Here is an 18,078-nt window from a genome sequence, read left to right on the forward strand (position 1 = left end):
TCTGGCAAGCATGAGTAACCCCGTTCCTCGCGTACGGATGTCCCGATGTATGTGGTTCAAAGCAAGTTGTTGTAATGTAATACGTTCTGGTTCAGACAGGGTGATATTCGATTTCATAAGAACAGGCAATAAGTCATCTGATTACCGATTATAACACCAATGCAGATAGTTTATCTGATCAACTTACTTAAATAAGGGCATATTGCCCTTTAATTCCCCTTCGGATAAGCATTACTTCTGCAAGACACACCAAATTTTGTCATAATATCCGCTATTACAGAATCAAAAACAGAATCCTAAAGCTAAGAACTGAAAATCAGATGTCTAATCAAAATGATCAAAATATGCTAAGTGGACGCTTTCGTGGCTACTACCCCGTTGTCATTGATGTCGAAACCGCTGGTTTTAATGCGCGCGCAGACGCTTTACTTGAAATTGCTGCAATTACTTTAAAAATGGATGAAGAGGGTTGGCTAACACCTGCCAATACACTGCATTTTCATATCGAGCCTTTTGAAGGAGCTAATCTTGATCCTGCCGCTCTCGCTTTCACTGGCATTGATCCTACGAACCCCTTGCGAGGCGCTGTCAGTGAATACACTGCCTTGCATGCAATTTTTAAAATGATCCGTAAAGGCATGAAAGACACGAATTGTAACCGTGCGATTATAGTCGCTCATAATGCCAATTTTGATCACAGTTTTGTTATGGCTGCTGCTGAACGTGCTGGTTTGAAACGCAATCCATTCCATCCATTCGCTACTTTTGATACCGCTGCACTCAGTGGCTTGGTTCTCGGTCAAACAATTCTTGCCAAAGCCTGCATCACAGCGGAAATTCCGTTTGACAGTAATCAGGCCCATAGCGCTCTTTATGATACTGATCGAACGGCTCTACTTTTCTGTGAACTGGTTAATCGCTGGAAACGACTAGGTGGTTGGCCGCTACCATCTACTGATAGCCCTAACTGCGAATCCTAAAAAAGCAAGCCCCATACCTGTCAAAATATGGGGCTATAAAAAGTAGCCATTATTCAGATGAATGACTGACCTTATTCCTGCTCACGATACTTATCGGCAGTCTCTTTGATCAGTGTTTGTAGTTCACCGCGTTGATACATCTCAACAAGAATGTCACAACCTCCCACCAACTCACCATCAACCCAAAGCTGAGGAAAAGTCGGCCAATTTGCATACTTAGGTAATTGAGCACGGATATCTGGATTTTGCAGAATATCCACATAAGCAAAACGTTCACCACAAGCTGATAAAGCCTGAACTGCCTGTGCAGAGAAACCACAGCTTGGCAGTTTTGGTGAACCTTTCATGTACAACAAAACTGGGTTTTCTCTGATCTGACGTTCGATTTTTTCAATAACTGCATCAGCCGTTGTATCAGTAATCGTGTTAGTGTTTGTATTAGTCATTTTTGCTTCCTTAAAAACTGCAAGCGCTATTTATTAGCATAAGATAAAGATTGATTCAGAATACCACTTTCTACGCTAATTTTTCTACCGTGAACTTTATATGGCAAATTTTTGCCATGACTTACAGCAAGTGATCATTAAATATTTTCACTCCAACTGACTGTATTCAATCCATGTTGAGTTCAGTTCTGCACCAGTTCGCAGCGTAATAGCATCTTTTTCCCTGTTATTTAGCAGAAAAGTTGTTAAGATAATTATCAAAATAGTAACACGATAATAAGCTTAAATTTGCCCTGCCCATGGTTAGTGTCTAAACCATGGTTTGCGGAGCCAAAAACCCGATATTAAAAAGGAGCATGCAATGTCTTTTGAATTACCAGCATTACCTTATGCCAAAGATGCCCTGGAACCACACATTTCTGCAGAAACCCTGGAATACCACTACGGCAAACATCACAACGCTTATGTTGTAAACCTGAATAATCTGATTAAAGATACTGAGTTTGCCGGAAAATCTCTGGAAGAAATTATCAAAACATCTGAAGGGGGTATCTTCAATAACGCAGCACAAGTTTGGAACCATACTTTCTACTGGCATAGCTTGTCACCAAATGGTGGTGGCGAACCAACCGGAAAAGTAGCAGACGCTATCAACACTGCCTTCGGCTCTTTTGCTGAATTCAAACAGCAATTCACTGACGCAGCCCTGAAAAACTTTGGTTCTGGTTGGACTTGGTTAGTCAAAAAAACTGATGGCACTCTGGCTATCGTTAACACCTCTAATGCCGCAACCTCATTGACTGGCGAAGATAAGCCAGTACTGACCGTTGATGTTTGGGAGCACGCATATTACATTGATTATCGCAATGCACGCCCTCAATATTTGGAGCACTTCTGGGCTCTGGTTAACTGGAAATTTGTTGAAGAAAATATGGCTTAATATCTTATATTAGCTTGAAATAATAAGGGCAGGTTTTCCTTCATTCGCACAATCTTGCATGCTGGAAAACCCGCCCTTAAAGTAAGTGGGCTATAAATTCTTCTTTTAGATCTTGGTCAACTCAGACAGAGGCTCCCCAGAAGAACAATCATGATTAATGCACTACCGGCGGCCAATAATCCCAATTTCAGATCTGTATCCATAGAACATCCTCAATGTGAAAATTAAGACACCTCAACACCATAAATTTTAGGCGATTATTTGTCATATTATCGAAAAATCATACCGCAACATTTAATCCATACTCTTTATAGCATCGATTATTACTTTCACTTTTGAGTTAGATCAGACAAAATTCAAAGTTTACCGCTAAATTATTGCCAACCATCACCCTGTATATAAATATATTGGTAAACGATTAACAAATAGCTATACCCGACGAGAAAGATAAAGGGTATATAAATTAGACCAGAAGGTCAGGAGTCCTTTTTTCATGGCAACGATTAAAGATGTGGCCAAACGCGCTGGTGTTTCGACCACAACCGTATCCCATGTTATCAATAAAACCCGTTTCGTCGCCGAAGATACAAAGGCCGCAGTTTGGGCTGCTATTAAAGAATTGAATTATTCTCCCAGTGCCGTTGCCCGCAGCTTGAAAGTTAACCACACCAAATCCATTGGATTGCTGGCAACATCAAGTGAGGCACCCTACTTTGCTGAGATCATAGAATCTGTTGAAAATAGCTGTTATAGCAAAGGTTATACACTGATTTTATGTAATTCTCATAACAACATTGACAAACAGAAAGCTTATCTCGCGATGCTGGCGCAAAAACGAGTAGATGGTTTGCTGGTAATGTGTTCAGAATACCCTGAGCAACTTTTGAGTATGTTGGAAGACTATCGTAATATTCCTATGGTAGTCATGGATTGGGGAGAATCCAGAGGCGATTTTACCGATGCAATTATTGATAATGCCTTTCATGGTGGTTACCTGGCTGGTCGTTATCTCATTGAACGCGGCCATCGTGATATTGCATCTATTCCTGGATCATTAGCAAGAAATACTGGAGGGGGGCGCCATCAGGGTTTCCTCAAAGCACTAAAAGAAGCCAATATCGCTATTCGGGATGAGTGGATTGTACAAGGTGATTTTGAACCTGAATCCGGTTATCAAGCCATGTACAAAATCCTGAATCAAAAACATCGTCCAACTGCTGTTTTTTGTGGTGGAGATGTCATGGCTATGGGAGCGATATGTGCAGCAGATGAGTTGGGATTGCGCGTTCCACAAGATATTTCAATCATCGGTTATGATAATATTCGCAATGCCCGCTATTTTACGCCAGCATTGACAACCATCCACCAACCCAAAGAGCGTTTAGGCCAAATGGCCTTTTCAATGTTACTGGACAGGATAGTCAATAAACGTGAGGATGCACAAACTATCGAAGTCCACCCACGCCTTGTTGAACGGCGCTCTGTTGCAGATGGACCTTTTATCGATTATCGCCGCTGACGGTTAATTTTCTTGCAGCCATTCGGCATTAAGCGTTTCGCTATCCCCCAGATAATCAAGTAACCAGCTTAATGCCGGTGAGTGGCTTTTTTGCGACCATGTCAAGCAGCATGGGCTGTCAGGCAATGGTTGTTCAAGCTCAAGTGTAATCAACTTGCCTTTACGGATCAGTGGTAGCGCACGGTGTTTGGGCACCATGCCTACACACAGTCCATCCATCAAGCAACTTAATCCAACATCCCAATCAGGAACAATTAATCTCCGCTGATTATCCAAAGCCCATGTATCACGCTTAGGTAAACTGCGCGAAGTGTCTTCGAGACATAAACTGGGATAAAGCCGCATTTGATCATCATTCAATTTTCCCGATATTGCTGCCAGTTCGTGTTCAGGGCTGGCTACACACAGCCAAGGCATGAACCCCATATCCCTGAAACTATATCGCTCACCAACAGGGGAAGCACGTGTCGCTCCGACGGCGACATCCACACGTCCATCCACCAGAGCATCCCATACGCCATTGAAAACTTCAGGATAGATAAGTAACTCAATATCTGGAAAATGGCGATAAAAATCCAAAATTAGCCGAAGCGTTCGCTCTGGCTTCACTACCTGATCAACCGCAATACTAAATTGTCCCCGCCAACCATTGGCAACTTGTTGGCACTGATGTCGAGTGTGATTCATTTTTTTGATAACAGAACGAGCTTCTTTGACAAAGATTGCCCCCGCATCTGTTAAATCGACATCACGATGACGACGTTCAAACAGAGGTACAGCCAGCCATTCTTCAAGCTGTTTTACCGTATAGCTGACAGCAGAGGGCACACGATGGAGTTCTGATGCAGCCGCACTGAAACTTCCTGTTCTGGCAACAGCATCAACAACTTCCAGAGAGTATTCAGACCACATATATCTTCCTTTCAATTTTTTTCACAGCATGGTGCAAATATTACCGTTTCACAAGTAAAAATCATGCTATATAGAATAAACCCAATATTTCCTTATCCATTACAAAACCAAGTTACTAACATAATGACAACAAATAAAAACTCCATTCCATTTATGTCTTATCTCGCAGGCTTAAGCATGTTAGGCTATTTAGCCATCGATATGTATCTGCCTGCTTTTGATGCAATGAAAGCAGAATTAGGAACATCAACTAATGCTATCAGTGCGAGCCTTAGCATTTTTCTTGCCGGATTTGCTTTTGCCCAACTTTTATGGGGTCAATTATCTGATCGTTTAGGCAGAAAACCTGTTCTTATTATCGGACTATCCCTGTTTTCCATTAGTTGTTTAGGTATGCTCTGGATAACGGGCCCTATCCAGTTACTGATATTGAGATTTATGCAAGCGGTTGGTGTTTGTTCTGCTGCGGTGACTTGGCAGGCTTTAGTCGTTGATAGATATGATGCAGAACGAACCAAACGTGTTTTTGCCATGATCATGCCTTTGGTTGCCCTTTCTCCTGCTCTTGCTCCTTTGCTAGGCGCATGGCTATTAACGCATAATGGTTGGAGAATCATTTTCCTTGTTTTAATGATCGTAACGATATTATTGTTAATACCAACATTTTTTCTGAACAATAAGCGTACTAATATCGAAACTCACGCTGATAAAAAAGCAGTTTCTTTCTTTACGTTATTAACTTCCCCAGTTTTTAGCGGAAATGTATTGATCTATGCATCTTGCAGTGCAGGTTTTTTTGCCTGGCTAACGGGTTCACCAACAATTTTGAAAGATATGGGTTATGATCCTACCGATATTGGCTTAAGTTATATTCCCCAAACTCTGGCATTTATGGTTGGCGGGTATGGTTGCCGTATCTTATTGGAAAAAGTGAAAAGTGAAACGGTATTCCCATTTCTGTTAGTGGGTTATGCTGTAAGCATGATCATGATTTATTTGCTCTCCGTATTAAGTGAACCTTCATTTATCGCCATCCTTATTCCTTTTTGTGTGATGGCGGCCATGAATGGTGCATCCTATCCAATTGCAGTAGCAAATGCTCTGTCTGTTTATCCTCAGGATAGTGGTAAAGCGGCCGCATTACAAAATGCCCTGCAATTGGGTCTCTGTTTTGTCGCGAGTATGATAGTCTCTGTATTTATGAAATACCCCCTTTTATCAACGACAACAATAATGACGCTTACTGTTATTCCAATGGCTGTCGGTTATTGGCTGCAAAAACAAGGTATTAAAAAAAGCCACTAAGCATAAATGCAACAATCTTCCAAAAAAATAATAGTTAAGAACATTATTATCTAAAGGTTGCACCATTATGTGACCTTTAGATGATTGTTTAAATACCATTTCACTAATATACTCATACGGTTTCATTATTCTAAAAATTCGGAATTTGAGGTATTTCAAGGCAGTGATGCGCTATTTAATTTCAGGATGAATAGGCAATATGTGCTTTTTAATACAATTTCTATATTATTTTCCAATAAACCTTCGAGGTTTTATATAATAAAAATCAGCTACAAAGTGACACCTCAAAATTCCATCACACAAATGTTGGAGAGTATATGAGTTCATCTTTCGTTGAAGGTAAAAAAACAATCACTAATCCTTGGCATAGGATCGCCCATGAATTGCTTCAGGAAGCTGATATTGATATCAATGGCAAGCGCCCTTTCGACATACGTGTTAAAAATCCTGACTTCTATAAGCGCGTATTGAAAGAAGGTTCCTTGGGTCTGGGTGAGAGTTATATGGATGGCTGGTGGGAATGTGATCGCCTTGATATTTTCTTTTACAAAGTATTACGGGCAGATTTAGAACATCGTATTCCTAAAAATGTTAAAGATATCTTCAAGATAATTATCTCTCGTATATTTAATTTACAATCTCCCAAACGGGCCTGGATTGTAGGTGAGGAACATTATAATTTAGGTAATGACCTTTTTACTCACATGCTTGATCCTCATATGCAATATTCTTGCGGTTATTGGAAAGATGCCAATACGCTGGAAGAAGCACAATCTCATAAGCTGCGCCTGATTTGCGAAAAATTACAGTTGTCTCCAGGCATGACTTTATTGGATATCGGTTGTGGATGGGGAGGTTTGGCAGCCTATGCGGCAAAAAATTACGGCGTATCTGTCACAGGAGTCACTATTTCAGCCGAGCAACAGAAATATGCACAGGAACGCTGCAAAGATTTAAATGTAAAAATTATCCTTGAAGATTACCGAAACCTTAACCTCCAGTTTGATCGCGTTGTATCCGTCGGCATGTTTGAGCACGTTGGCCCTAAAAATTATGACAATTATTTCAATATAGTGAAAAAGAATTTGAAATCAGATGGTTTGTTTCTTCTCCATACTATCGGTTCTAATATTGATAAATTAGGTTCCGATGCATGGATCAGCAAGTATATTTTTCCTAACGGCTGCTTACCCTCGATCGCTAAAATTGCCAATACAACCACTGGAAAATTTGTCATGGAAGATTGGCACAACTTTGGGGCTGATTATGACCGGACACTGATGGCATGGTATGAGAGATTTACTACCAGTTGGCATGAAATAGAGCATAATTACAGTCCGCGCTTTAAACGGATGTTTACTTATTATCTGAATGCTTGTGCAGGTGCATTCCGTGCAAGAGACATTCAGTTATGGCAGATAGTATTCAGTCCGCAGGGCATTGAAAAAGGATTGAGAGTACCTAGATAGTATTCCCCATAATACAACCCCCAGCTACAGAAATACCCTATTTCTGTAGCTTTTATATTTTATCGAATCGAGTTATTAAAATATCTACAGCACAATCTAGAAATATTTTTCTATTGTCCGTCAATCTGCAACAATAACTTTTCTTGTTCTTTCTGAGCCATAACCCGTTCAACGGTATTTACAATCGCTTGAGTTTGTGGATCAATTTCAATATTAACCTTTTCACCTAAACGTTTTTTTCCCAGAGTTGTGCGCGCCAATGTTTCTGGAATTAAATGAACACAAAAACGATTATTGACTACATCTCCAATTGTTAGGCTAATTCCGTCAATACCAACAAATCCTTTATGCAGAATATATTTCATTAATTGTTTATCGTGAATTCGAAACCATATTTCATGGTTATTTTCAGAAGTGAAGATCTTGGCGATTTCTGCTGTCGTAATAATATGACCAGACATCAAATGCCCACCAATTTCATCACCAAATTTAGCCGCCCTTTCTAGATTAACTAAATCACCTACCCTCAGTTCACCAAGGTTGGTTAGACGCAATGTTTCTTTCATTAAATCAAAACTGATTAAATCACCATCGATCTTAGTTACAGTCAGACAACAACCGTTGTGGGAAACAGAAGCGCCCGTTTCTATTCCGGATAATAATTCAGCCGGAAATTTAACAACATGAGTCCGAAAATGCATTTTTTCATCAATAGCAACTATCGGTGCTTTTCCCTGAACGATACCTGTAAACATGGGAACCTCTTTAATAATTTTATCTAGCGGATTAGTTTAACCCACTCACCACTTTTAAACACTATGCTGTTTAAACATCATTTTGTTTAAACATTACTCTGTTTAAATATCATTTTATTTAACACATTATTTTGATTGAGTTTAGTTTCAGTTGAGTGTTACTTCAATCATGTTGAGTATAAACATCGTGCAATGATTGGATTAATAAAATGAGTCCTATACAATATGGCAGCTTATAAGCGATATATTTTCCATTAACATCGTTTGCTCGCAAAGTATTTTTTATTTTTCTCGTTAATTTTCAATCAAAAAAGGTGTGGTACGTGCAGAAATATTTAAATGAAGCGCGTAGTTTGCTCGCTTTAGGGATCCCTGTTGTCATCGCACAGTTTTCACAAACTGCGATGGGTTTCGTCGATACCGTCATGGCTGGTAAAGCTAGTGCTGTTGAAATGTCAGCAGTTGCTGTTGGTACATCAATCTGGCTGCCAACCATTCTGTTTAGCCAAGGCTTATTATTCGCCTTAACACCAATCGTGGCACATATGAATGGCTCTGGCCAGAGAAAAAATGTTGCTGGCCAAATCCAGCAAGGGTTTTGGCTTGCAACCTTCCTCTCTATCTTGACCATCGCAATACTGTATAACAGCCGATTTATTATAGAAGCACAACATAATATCGATCCTGTATTGGCACAAAAAGCCACGGAATTTATCCATGCCATCATGTGGGGAGCGCCAGGTTATTTGTTTTATCAAGTTTTACGTGGTCAATGTGAAGGATTATCGAAAACCAAACCAGCAATGGTCATTGGCCTTGCCGGACTACTGGTCAATATTCCCGTTAACTATATTTTTATTTACGGTAAATTTGGTGCGCCTGCATTGGGTGGTGTAGGTTGTGGTGTTGCAACGGCAACCGTTTACTGGGTTATGTTCTTATTGTTGCTTATCTATGTGAAGCACTCGCCTTCCCAAAAAGATATCCAAACATTCAACAAATTTGCAGGCCCTGAATGGCATACGCAAAAACGTATTACACTGCTTGGCCTGCCTATCGCTTTAGCAATGTTCTTTGAGGTTACTCTGTTTGCTATCGTCTCATTGTTGGTTTCTCCACTCGGGGTTGTGGCCGTTGCAGGGCACCAAATATCACTCAACTTCAGCTCCATGATGTTTATGTTTCCGCTGTCATTGGGGATAGCTGCAACCATTCGCGTTGGCTACAACCTGGGCCAACAATCAACAGAAGGCGCTAAGATATCTGCATATACAAGTATTATTGTTGGCTTAATTATTGCCTGTGTGACAGCGACTTTCACGGTACTGTTTAGTGAACACATTGCGTTTATGTACAACGATAACCCTGAGGTCGTTCTTCTTGCCTCCCACTTGATGCTGTTTGCTGCTATTTACCAACTTTCCGATGCGGTTCAAGTCATTGGATCAGGGGTATTGCGCGGGTACAAAGATACACGTTCTATTTTCTTTATCACTTTTATTGCTTATTGGCTCTTAGGGCTGCCCAGTGGCTATATCCTGGCATTGACTGATTATGTAACTAAGCCGATGGGACCACAGGGTTTTTGGATTGGGTTCATTATCGGTTTAACCGCATCAGCATTCATGATGGGTTACCGTATTCTGTGGACACAAAAACAGCCAACCCATTATGTTCTGAAACGTTCTACTCGTTAAGTCAGAACACCTCAGTATCCTAATTTACCAATACAAGGGGAAAAAGTTGCGAATTCATGCTAAAAGATGTAAATGCGAGCAGTTGAACAAGAATTTGCATTTTTCCCCTTGCCAGAAAGCTCAGTGGCCGTTAATATTCGTCCCCGTTGTCAGCCACAGAATTTTAGATTGCGTCCGTAGCTCAGTTGGTTAGAGCACCACCTTGACATGGTGGGGGTCGGTGGTTCGAGTCCACTCGGACGCACCATATATTCGGTTGACAGAAAAAAGAATCTTGATGTGCGTCCGTAGCTCAGTTGGTTAGAGCACCACCTTGACATGGTGGGGGTCGGTGGTTCGAGTCCACTCGGACGCACCATGTATAACTTATCAACTCATACTTTCCTTATACTGTTTTTAATTTTTTCCAGTCTTTTCCATTCTATACTTTCTTTGCTCATGAACTGGATTGCTACCCAATCTACCTGTGTACTTAAAAATTCAATCATATCTTGTTTGCGCAACAACTCTCTGATTTCTTTAATCATGAACCATGGCTATCTCCTCTTTTCTGTATGGAAATCCTTTCAAGAGCTATTTTTTGATTCATTTCACAGAAATTAGTCTCTATAATACGCTTATGTCATAAGTTGAATGGTTTCAGCTAATTAATTTACCGAATCCAGAAAAAATTACAGATGATTGGTCGAACTAAATTCGTATACCTGCACATACTTAGCTTCACGCTGGAAAACCATTTGACGCTTACTGCTATCCATTTTTCTATTGCTAGCCGTTTTCCACTATGTTGCGCAACTCAAAACACCAGATGATGCTGGCATAAATGTTAATGGCTAACGATTTTCACTCTTTTAATCCATTAAAATTAGTAGATAGATTGTCATGAAAAAAACCAAAATTGTTTGTACTATCGGGCCAAAAACAGAATCCGAAGAGAAATTGACCGAACTGCTTAATGCTGGTATGAATGTGATGCGCCTAAACTTTTCTCACGGTGACTACGAAGAGCATGGCCAACGCATTAAAAACATTCGCGCGGTCGTAGCAAAAACTGGAAAAAAAGCAGCAATCTTACTGGATACTAAGGGCCCTGAAATCCGCACCATAAAACTGGAAGATGGCAACGACGTCTCTCTTACTGCGGGTCAAACCTTCACCTTTACAACAGATAAATCTGTTATTGGCAATCGAGATCGTGTCGCTGTGACCTATGCTGGACTGCCAGAAGATCTGAAACCAGGAAACACCGTATTGGTTGATGATGGTTTGATTGCCATGACAGTTAAAGAAACTACCGCGACCGAAGTCATCTGTGAAGTATTGAACAACGGTGACTTAGGTGAAAATAAAGGCGTTAACCTGCCAAATGTTTCCATCAACCTGCCTGCACTAGCAGAAAAAGATAAACAAGATTTGATCTTCGGTTGTGAACAAGGTGTGGATTTCGTTGCAGCGTCTTTTATCCGTAAGCGTTCTGATGTACTGGAAATCCGTGAACACCTGGAAGCTCATGGTGGCGAACACATCCAAATCATTTCAAAAATCGAAAATCAGGAAGGCTTGAATAACTTCGATGAAATTCTCGAAGCATCTGACGGCATCATGGTTGCCCGTGGCGATCTGGGTGTTGAAATCCCGGTAGAAGAAGTTATCTTCGCGCAAAAAATGATGATCGAAAAATGTAATGCAGCTCGTAAGGTTGTTATTACTGCCACCCAAATGCTGGATTCAATGATCAAAAACCCACGCCCTACCCGTGCTGAAGCCGGCGACGTCGCTAACGCTATTTTAGATGGTACAGATGCAGTGATGCTTTCTGGTGAAAGTGCGAAAGGAAAATATCCTGTTGAAGCCGTCTCTATCATGGCAACAATCTGTGAACGTACAGATCGCGTTATGAGCAGCAAAATTGAGCATACCAGGACTCAGAAATTGCGCGTTACCGAAGCCGTGTGCCGTGGTGCGGTTGAAATTGCAGAAAAATTGGAAGCGCCATTAATTGTTGTGGCAACATATGGTGGTAAGTCTGCAAGATCTATCCGCAAATATTTCCCTAATGCTCCAATCCTTGCGTTGACAACTAATGAAATCACTGCTCGCCAATTACTATTGATCAAAGGTGTTTCCACTCAGGTTGTCAAAGAAATCGCCTCTACCGATGATTTTTATCGTATTGGTAAAGAAGCGGCATTAGCAAGTGGTATAGCACATAAAGGGGATATCGTTGTCATGGTATCCGGTGCATTAGTACCAAGTGGTACTACAAACACTTCCTCTGTTCACGTTCTATAAGACTAAATAGGCCAACAACAGGCTGCCTAAACTTAGGCAATACTAAAATCATGAAAGAAGTCTGTATTTGTATTATGCAAATTGGGCTTCTTATTATATCTATGTGCACCATCATCATGGTGAACTTTACAATCTGTTATTTTTCTTTCAATTTGCTGCTCAATACAAAAATATTTCACTAGTTTCCCCATTTATGTTTGGGGTAAAGGATTTTTTATTTAACAATAATTCATGTTAATTTAACAATATTAATTCAATTATCTTTTTATCATTAAATTAATTAAACAAATAAGTGGTGCTATCGTTTATTATGGTGAAAAGATAAAAATGGAATAGACATCACTCAACAGTTAAGATTATTCTGGTTAAATCATTATTCGGCAATCCCTTATTGTCGATATCAAAAAAAGTTATTGGTTTATTTTGAAATAAAGAATGGTAAAAATTTTTTCATAGCAAAAATTTATTCTCTTTCTAAAATAGTTTGTGTAATACTTAGATGGCTACTTGGAGATTAACTTAATCTAGAGGGTAATGTGATGAATCGTACTAAAGTTGTATTTGGTGCAGTAATTCTGGCTTCTACTCTGTTAGCGGGTTGCTCAAGCGCAACTAAAGTTGAACAACTTGCCTCTCAGGTTCAAACTCTCGGTTCTAAAGTTGACCAGTTGAGCAGTGATCTCAGTTCTATTCGTTCTGATGTACAATCAGCCAGAGATGAAGCTGCTCGCGCGAATCAGCGCCTTGATAACCAAGTTCGTTCATACAAGAAATAATCTTTACAGTAGGGCAGTAAGTAGAAATTGTTGATAAAAAATGGCGTACCACCGTACGCCATTCCTATTTTTTAAGTTTCAGGTTGGGAAATCGGCCCTGGTTGATGTAATGGCGGTATCTTGGCAGGTTTAATTTCTGGGGTAATCGTTTCTTCCGTATCTTCAATTGGACCTAAAATCGCCTTTTCCGCTTGGCTATTGGTAGCCAGCCCTGTATTTACCTGTACTGGCATTCCTGAACGACGAATAATGGCTTGATCAACACGGAATTCATCTGTTTCACGATTATTAATGAACTTCACTAAGCCTTCAGAACGTGGGATAGGCATTATTTGCGGATCATCTGTCTCTTTATTAGAAAGCGGCTGATGAACTTCCACATAGCGCTTACCATCTGGCTCTATGGCATATTTCATCGGTTCATTAATAACTTGGACACGCGTTCCTCGTGGAACAGTCTGAAACAAGGCTTCGATATCATCAGGTCGCAAACGAATACACCCTGAACTGACACGCATACCAATGCCAAAATTCGCATTTGTACCATGGATCAGATATTCGCCACGCCCAGCGGCCAAACGTAGGGCAAAATCCCCCATTGGATTATCTGGACCTGCGGGTATTACGGCAGGCAAAATAATTCCCCGACTAGCATAATCCTTGCGAATATTAACGGTTGGTGTCCATGTCGGGTTTTTAATCAACTGACTGACTGACGTTGTCATAGTCGGCGTGTTGCGCCCAAGTTGACCGATTCCAATAGGATACACAACAACATAATTTTTTCCCTCTGGGTAATAATAAAGCCTAAGTTCGGCCAGATTGATAATAATCCCTTGACGAACAGTGTCTGGAAGCAGCATCTGTGATGGAATAATTAACTCAGTGCCAGGTTTAGGTAAATAAGGGTCAACACCAGGATTTGCTTCCAACATCGCCAGTAATCCTATTTGATATTTGGCGGCAATGGATTCTAACGGGCGCCCGTCATCAGGCACAATATAGGTAGAGTTTTTGCCAATCAGACGGCTATTAGCAGGAGGCAATGGATACTCGATAGCATGGGCGATATTAGTCAATCCACTTAACGACAACATGCCAATCAAGAACATGCCGATAACAGTTAAAAATCGCTTCATACGTGCTTCCTGAAAATGATACTTGAATGTTTGTGGTTAATTAATAGCCTATTTTGTAAAACTATTCTATCTCATTCGTAGTAATCAAAGAGGAGTCTATATTATCCGGCTGTTCCCGCCAGCCAAATACTGACAGGAACAAAAAACAACAAAACAGGTAGGATAGCTAAGATAAAACTGCCGTTGTCAGGCGAGATGTGCAACATAATTGTTGCTGATCATTGTAGATATCAATCTGCCAAACCTGATGTGAACGGCCAAGATGGACAGGTTTACAAACCCCTTTAACCATACCTTCACGAACAGATTTAAGGTGGTTAGCATTAATCTCTACTCCCACCACTTTCTGTTCGCCTTCAGAACAGAGATAACCTGCAATCGAACCGAGTGTTTCAGCCAATACCACAGATGCTCCACCATGCAAGATACCGAATGGCTGTTTAGTTCGTTGATCAACTGGCATTGTTCCTTCGATAAAATCATCGCCAAGTTGGGTAAATTCGATCCCTACATGTTTTACCATACACTCACCATTAAATTGATTAAGTGTATTTACATCTATATTACGTTTCCAAATCACGGCATTATCTCCAATAGGGCTTGTAATGGATGTTTAAGTAATTTTCCTTCTATGCGCTTCACCTGACTGCGACACGAATACCCTGTACTCAGGCAATGTTCTAAGGATAGATTTTTCAGGGCTGGAGCCCATGAAAGCTTGTAGATGCCAATGGATCTCTCCAGATTTTTCTTTTCATGACCATATGTACCCGCCATACCACAACACCCGACACTGACATGATTCAATTGATGACCAAAATGGCAGAAGATATCAGCCCACTGTTTACCGCTATTAGGCAATGCTGTCACTTCGGTACAATGTCCAAGTAGATACCAGTTATGTCTGGATATTGAATTATCGTTTTTCTCTTGTGACATTGTTTCCGGCAGAATGCTGGTTAGCCATTCATGTACCAACTGAACTTTAAAATTTCCCCTCCGCTTACCGAGAATAGCGTTGTATTCATCTCGGTAACACAGAACTAAAGCAGGATCGACACCTACCATAGGAATATTCAGGCGCGCTATCCGATTAAGGAAGTCAGCCGTTTTTCCCGCGGTTTTAGCAAATCGATTCAAGAACCCCTTGACATGCTGTGCTTTTCCATTGGGTGAAAATGGCAATAAGACCGGTTTATATCCCAACTTTTCTGCCAGCAAGACAAGATCGGTGACCACTTTCGCATCGTAATAACTTGTAAAAGGATCCTGGACAATAAGTACATGTTGGTCACGCTGTAGTGGTGATAAGCCTTCCAACTGTTCCAGCGTTGTCCTTGCAGCATAATGACCAGCAAGTTGCTGCTGCAATGTCGGAAAGGAGAGTAACGGCAGATCAGCCATGCCAATGGTATGCTGGCTGATTCTCTGTATCCAAGGTTGTTTCAGGAAAAAATTAAATACTCGCGGTGCTTTTGCCATCAATGGAGCACTGTGTTCAACATTAGCAACAATATGATCACGCAATGGGCGCAAGTAACGGCTGTGATACAACGCTAAGAAGCGTGAACGAAACGAAGGGACGTCGATCTTGATCGGACATTGTGTTGAACAAGCTTTACAGGCTAAACAACCTGACATTGCCTCTTTAACTTCATGTGAAAAATCATATTCGCCTCGCCACGCCTGCCAACTATGACGTGTCTTTTCAATCAGTCCCCGCAAACTGGGACGCGTTTGATCCAGTCCATGCTCCAGCAAATTGGGTTCAACCCCTTGTTCTGTTAAAAGCCGTAGCCATTCTCTCACCAAGGTCGCCCTGCCTTTGGGGGAATGTATGCGATGCTGGCTGATTTTCATTGATGGACACATTGGGCTTCTGACATCGAAATTGAAGCATAATCCATTACCATTACATTCCATCGCTCCGCGGAATGCATTCCTGACATTGACAGGAATGATGCGGTCGTAAGTCCCACGCTTGGCTGCATCAACTTTCATCATTGGGGCATCGACTCCAATTGGTGGACAGATTTTCCCCGGGTTTAGCCGATTGAGAGGATCAAACGCCGCTTTTATTCGGCGCAGTTCGTTATACAAGACCTCACCAAAAAAGGCAGGGCTATATTCTGCCCGAAAACCTTTCCCGTGTTCTCCCCATAACAAACCACCATATTTGGCCGTCAAATGAACAACTTCATCAGAAATCTGTTTCATCAAGATTTCCTGTTGAGGATCACACATATCTAACGCAGGACGCACGTGCAAAACACCTGCATCTACATGTCCAAACATGCCGTAATTCAGTTTGTGATTATCCAAAAGCTGACGAAATTCAGCGATATAATCGGCAAGATGTTGAGGAGGAACACAGGTATCTTCGACAAATGGAATAGGTTTAGCTGGACCTTTACTGTTGCCTAACAGTCCGACGGATTTTTTCCGCATGGCATAAATGCGCTCAATATCCCTTAAATCATGGCATATCTGATAGCCAATAATGCCTGCCTGATTTTTTTCCATCAATTCATCAAGGCGTAAGCAAAGCTCCTGCAAATGCTTATCAATTTTCTGTTCATCATTGCCACTGAATTCGACAATATTCAGCCCTTGCATATCCTTATCAGGCACATCAGTAATCAATTCTTTCACTGAATGCCAGATGATATCTTCACGCGCCAGATTGAGTACCTTCGAATCTACCGTCTCAACTGAGAGCGCCTTGGCTTCTACCATAAAGGGGGCATTACGCAGGGCAGAATCAAAGGAGTTATATTTGACATTTACCAGTCGTCTGACTTTAGGTAACGGCGTGATATCCAGTGTCGCCTCAGTAATGAAGGCCAGAGTACCTTCAGAACCTGTCAAAATACGGGTGAGATCAAAAGACTGCATATCGTCGCTAAATACATGGCGCAAATCATATCCCGTCAGGAATCGATTGAGTTTAGGGAATTTATCAATGATTAATTTCCGTTGTTCACGGCAACGTTCCAATACTGTTTTATAAACACGACCAGCTATACTCTCTTCTTGGGCAATCGATTCCGCCAATGCTGTGCTCATAGGACGGGTATCTAACATTTCCCCTCCCAATAAAACAGCACGTACACCCAGTACATGATCCGAGGTTTTACCATAAACCAACGATCCCTGACCAGAAGCATCCGTATTGATCATACCGCCCAACGTAGCACGATTACTGGTTGAAAGTTCTGGGGAGAAAAAATAACCGAAAGGTTTTAGATATTGATTAAGCTGATCTTTGATAACACCAGCTTCTACCCTCACCCACCCTTGCTCTGGGTTGATTTCCAGAATACGATTCATATAACGGGACATGTCCACCACAATACCATTGTTAAGTGATTGCCCATTCGTGCCAGTTCCCCCGCCGCGTGGGGTAAATGTCAGAGCCTTAAAACGCTCCTCTTCTGCTATTCTTGTTAGCAATACAACATCGGCACTGGAACGAGGAAATACAACTGCTTGTGGCAACAATTGATAAATACTGTTGTCTGTCGCCATGGTCAGCCTATCGGCATAGCTACTGGCGGTGTCTCCAGTAAAGCCAGCTTCTTTCAGTGCAGTCAAATAGTCCTGTGCCAGTTCACTGACATGGGGGGCTTGTGATATACGTGGGATCATTGGCTAATTGCCCCTTATTCTAATAAATATCCACATTGCTTTATCTGTATACTATCTTGGATAACGTAACTCAGACAATTTTCTGGTTTCTGAGCAGGCAGGTTTTCAACCATATCACAATATTTATCGATTTTGAGCAATCAGTGAAATAACGTTATATTTAATTACCGTTGTTACTGCCAACACTCTTTTTAATTACT

Annotated in this window: 15 protein-coding genes and 2 tRNA genes; 10 read left to right on the top strand and 7 right to left on the bottom strand. The window is 41.1% G+C overall.

Features of this window, described 5'->3' with window-relative positions:
- Positions 1–320 precede the first annotated feature (320 nt).
- A complete protein-coding gene (gene rnt, locus Xentx_RS06415; RefSeq protein WP_074019443.1) occupies positions 321–980 on the top strand; it encodes a ribonuclease T in 660 nt (219 codons plus the stop codon).
- Positions 981–1,051: 71 nt separating this feature from the next.
- Here rnt and Xentx_RS06420 read toward each other — a convergent pair whose 3' ends face one another.
- Entirely contained in the window at positions 1,052–1,426 is a 375-nt protein-coding gene (locus Xentx_RS06420; protein WP_074019444.1) for a Grx4 family monothiol glutaredoxin, read from the bottom strand.
- Between the two features lie 361 nt (positions 1,427–1,787).
- On the opposite strand from Xentx_RS06420, the gene sodB reads away from it, so the two are divergent.
- Together sodB and purR are read left to right on the top strand one after the other, a co-directional pair.
- A complete protein-coding gene (gene sodB / locus Xentx_RS06425; RefSeq protein ID WP_074019445.1) occupies positions 1,788–2,366 on the top strand; it encodes a superoxide dismutase [Fe] in 579 nt (192 codons plus the stop codon).
- Between the two features lie 493 nt (positions 2,367–2,859).
- Positions 2,860–3,885: an HTH-type transcriptional repressor PurR gene (gene purR / locus Xentx_RS06430; RefSeq protein WP_074019446.1), complete on the top strand. Its 1,026-nt coding sequence runs from the start codon at positions 2,860–2,862 to the stop codon at positions 3,883–3,885.
- 3 nt (positions 3,886–3,888) lie between these two features.
- Here purR and punR read toward each other — a convergent pair whose 3' ends face one another.
- A complete protein-coding gene (punR, locus tag Xentx_RS06435; RefSeq protein WP_074019447.1) occupies positions 3,889–4,797 on the bottom strand; it encodes a DNA-binding transcriptional activator PunR in 909 nt (302 codons plus the stop codon).
- A 123-nt stretch (positions 4,798–4,920) separates the two neighbouring features.
- Between punR and punC the strand changes: the two genes are divergently transcribed.
- Both punC and cfa read left to right on the top strand, forming a co-directional pair.
- Complete coding sequence (gene punC / locus Xentx_RS06440) at positions 4,921–6,102, top strand: purine nucleoside transporter PunC (RefSeq protein WP_074019448.1); 1,182 nt, start codon at positions 4,921–4,923, stop codon at positions 6,100–6,102.
- 317 nt (positions 6,103–6,419) lie between these two features.
- Entirely contained in the window at positions 6,420–7,571 is a 1,152-nt protein-coding gene (gene cfa, locus Xentx_RS06445; protein WP_074019449.1) for a cyclopropane fatty acyl phospholipid synthase, read from the top strand.
- Between the two features lie 110 nt (positions 7,572–7,681).
- Here cfa and Xentx_RS06450 read toward each other — a convergent pair whose 3' ends face one another.
- The gene (locus tag Xentx_RS06450) at positions 7,682–8,326 is read right to left on the bottom strand and encodes a riboflavin synthase subunit alpha (RefSeq protein WP_074019450.1); all 645 of its coding nucleotides are present in this window, start codon (positions 8,324–8,326) and stop codon (positions 7,682–7,684) included.
- A gap of 323 nt (positions 8,327–8,649) precedes the next feature.
- On the opposite strand from Xentx_RS06450, the gene Xentx_RS06455 reads away from it, so the two are divergent.
- The 3 genes from Xentx_RS06455 (at position 8,650) to Xentx_RS06465 (ending at position 10,381) form a co-directional block, all read left to right on the top strand.
- Positions 8,650–10,023, top strand: coding sequence for an MATE family efflux transporter (locus Xentx_RS06455; RefSeq protein WP_074019451.1), 1,374 nt, complete (start codon positions 8,650–8,652; stop codon positions 10,021–10,023).
- A 170-nt stretch (positions 10,024–10,193) separates the two neighbouring features.
- Positions 10,194–10,270, top strand: a tRNA-Val gene (locus tag Xentx_RS06460).
- A gap of 34 nt (positions 10,271–10,304) precedes the next feature.
- A tRNA-Val gene (locus tag Xentx_RS06465) sits at positions 10,305–10,381 on the top strand.
- 16 nt (positions 10,382–10,397) lie between these two features.
- On the opposite strand, the gene Xentx_RS19335 is transcribed toward Xentx_RS06465, so the two are convergent.
- Complete coding sequence (locus Xentx_RS19335; protein ID WP_208607549.1) at positions 10,398–10,550, bottom strand: hypothetical protein; 153 nt, start codon at positions 10,548–10,550, stop codon at positions 10,398–10,400.
- A 355-nt stretch (positions 10,551–10,905) separates the two neighbouring features.
- Between Xentx_RS19335 and pykF the strand changes: the two genes are divergently transcribed.
- Positions 10,906–12,315, top strand: a complete 1,410-nt coding sequence (gene pykF / locus Xentx_RS06475) for a pyruvate kinase PykF (protein ID WP_074019452.1) — start codon at positions 10,906–10,908, stop codon at positions 12,313–12,315.
- 539 nt (positions 12,316–12,854) lie between these two features.
- The gene (locus tag Xentx_RS06480) at positions 12,855–13,091 is read left to right on the top strand and encodes a major outer membrane lipoprotein (RefSeq protein ID WP_047770169.1); all 237 of its coding nucleotides are present in this window, start codon (positions 12,855–12,857) and stop codon (positions 13,089–13,091) included.
- Positions 13,092–13,162: 71 nt separating this feature from the next.
- Here Xentx_RS06480 and Xentx_RS06485 read toward each other — a convergent pair whose 3' ends face one another.
- The 3 genes from Xentx_RS06485 to ydiJ all read right to left on the bottom strand — a co-directional run bounded on the left by Xentx_RS06485 (position 13,163) and on the right by ydiJ (position 17,878).
- Positions 13,163–14,230, bottom strand: coding sequence for a L,D-transpeptidase family protein (locus Xentx_RS06485; protein ID WP_074019453.1), 1,068 nt, complete (start codon positions 14,228–14,230; stop codon positions 13,163–13,165).
- Between the two features lie 166 nt (positions 14,231–14,396).
- Positions 14,397–14,810 (bottom strand): hotdog fold thioesterase, encoded by a 414-nt coding sequence (locus tag Xentx_RS06490; protein WP_074019454.1) that lies wholly within the window; start codon positions 14,808–14,810, stop codon positions 14,397–14,399.
- The gene (gene ydiJ / locus Xentx_RS06495; protein WP_074019455.1) at positions 14,807–17,878 is read right to left on the bottom strand and encodes a D-2-hydroxyglutarate dehydrogenase YdiJ; all 3,072 of its coding nucleotides are present in this window, start codon (positions 17,876–17,878) and stop codon (positions 14,807–14,809) included. The genes Xentx_RS06490 and ydiJ overlap by 4 nt, the downstream gene beginning before the upstream one ends.
- Positions 17,879–18,078: the final 200 nt, after the last annotated feature.

The sequence above is a fragment of the Xenorhabdus thuongxuanensis genome (assembly GCF_001908095.1).
GTDB lineage: Bacteria > Pseudomonadota > Gammaproteobacteria > Enterobacterales > Enterobacteriaceae > Xenorhabdus > Xenorhabdus thuongxuanensis.

Coding starts and splice junctions, on each gene's coding strand:
- Xentx_RS06480 (WP_047770169.1), top strand. CDS start 12,855: ATGAATCGTACTAAAGTTGTATTTGGTGCAGTAATTCTGGCTTCTACT.
- Xentx_RS06450 (WP_074019450.1), bottom strand. CDS start 8,326: ATGTTTACAGGTATCGTTCAGGGAAAAGCACCGATAGTTGCTATTGAT.
- Xentx_RS19335 (WP_208607549.1), bottom strand. CDS start 10,550: ATGATTAAAGAAATCAGAGAGTTGTTGCGCAAACAAGATATGATTGAA.
- purR (WP_074019446.1), top strand. CDS start 2,860: ATGGCAACGATTAAAGATGTGGCCAAACGCGCTGGTGTTTCGACCACA.
- pykF (WP_074019452.1), top strand. CDS start 10,906: ATGAAAAAAACCAAAATTGTTTGTACTATCGGGCCAAAAACAGAATCC.
- cfa (WP_074019449.1), top strand. CDS start 6,420: ATGAGTTCATCTTTCGTTGAAGGTAAAAAAACAATCACTAATCCTTGG.
- punR (WP_074019447.1), bottom strand. CDS start 4,797: ATGTGGTCTGAATACTCTCTGGAAGTTGTTGATGCTGTTGCCAGAACA.
- sodB (WP_074019445.1), top strand. CDS start 1,788: ATGTCTTTTGAATTACCAGCATTACCTTATGCCAAAGATGCCCTGGAA.
- punC (WP_074019448.1), top strand. CDS start 4,921: ATGACAACAAATAAAAACTCCATTCCATTTATGTCTTATCTCGCAGGC.
- Xentx_RS06485 (WP_074019453.1), bottom strand. CDS start 14,230: ATGAAGCGATTTTTAACTGTTATCGGCATGTTCTTGATTGGCATGTTG.
- ydiJ (WP_074019455.1), bottom strand. CDS start 17,878: ATGATCCCACGTATATCACAAGCCCCCCATGTCAGTGAACTGGCACAG.
- Xentx_RS06420 (WP_074019444.1), bottom strand. CDS start 1,426: ATGACTAATACAAACACTAACACGATTACTGATACAACGGCTGATGCA.
- rnt (WP_074019443.1), top strand. CDS start 321: ATGTCTAATCAAAATGATCAAAATATGCTAAGTGGACGCTTTCGTGGC.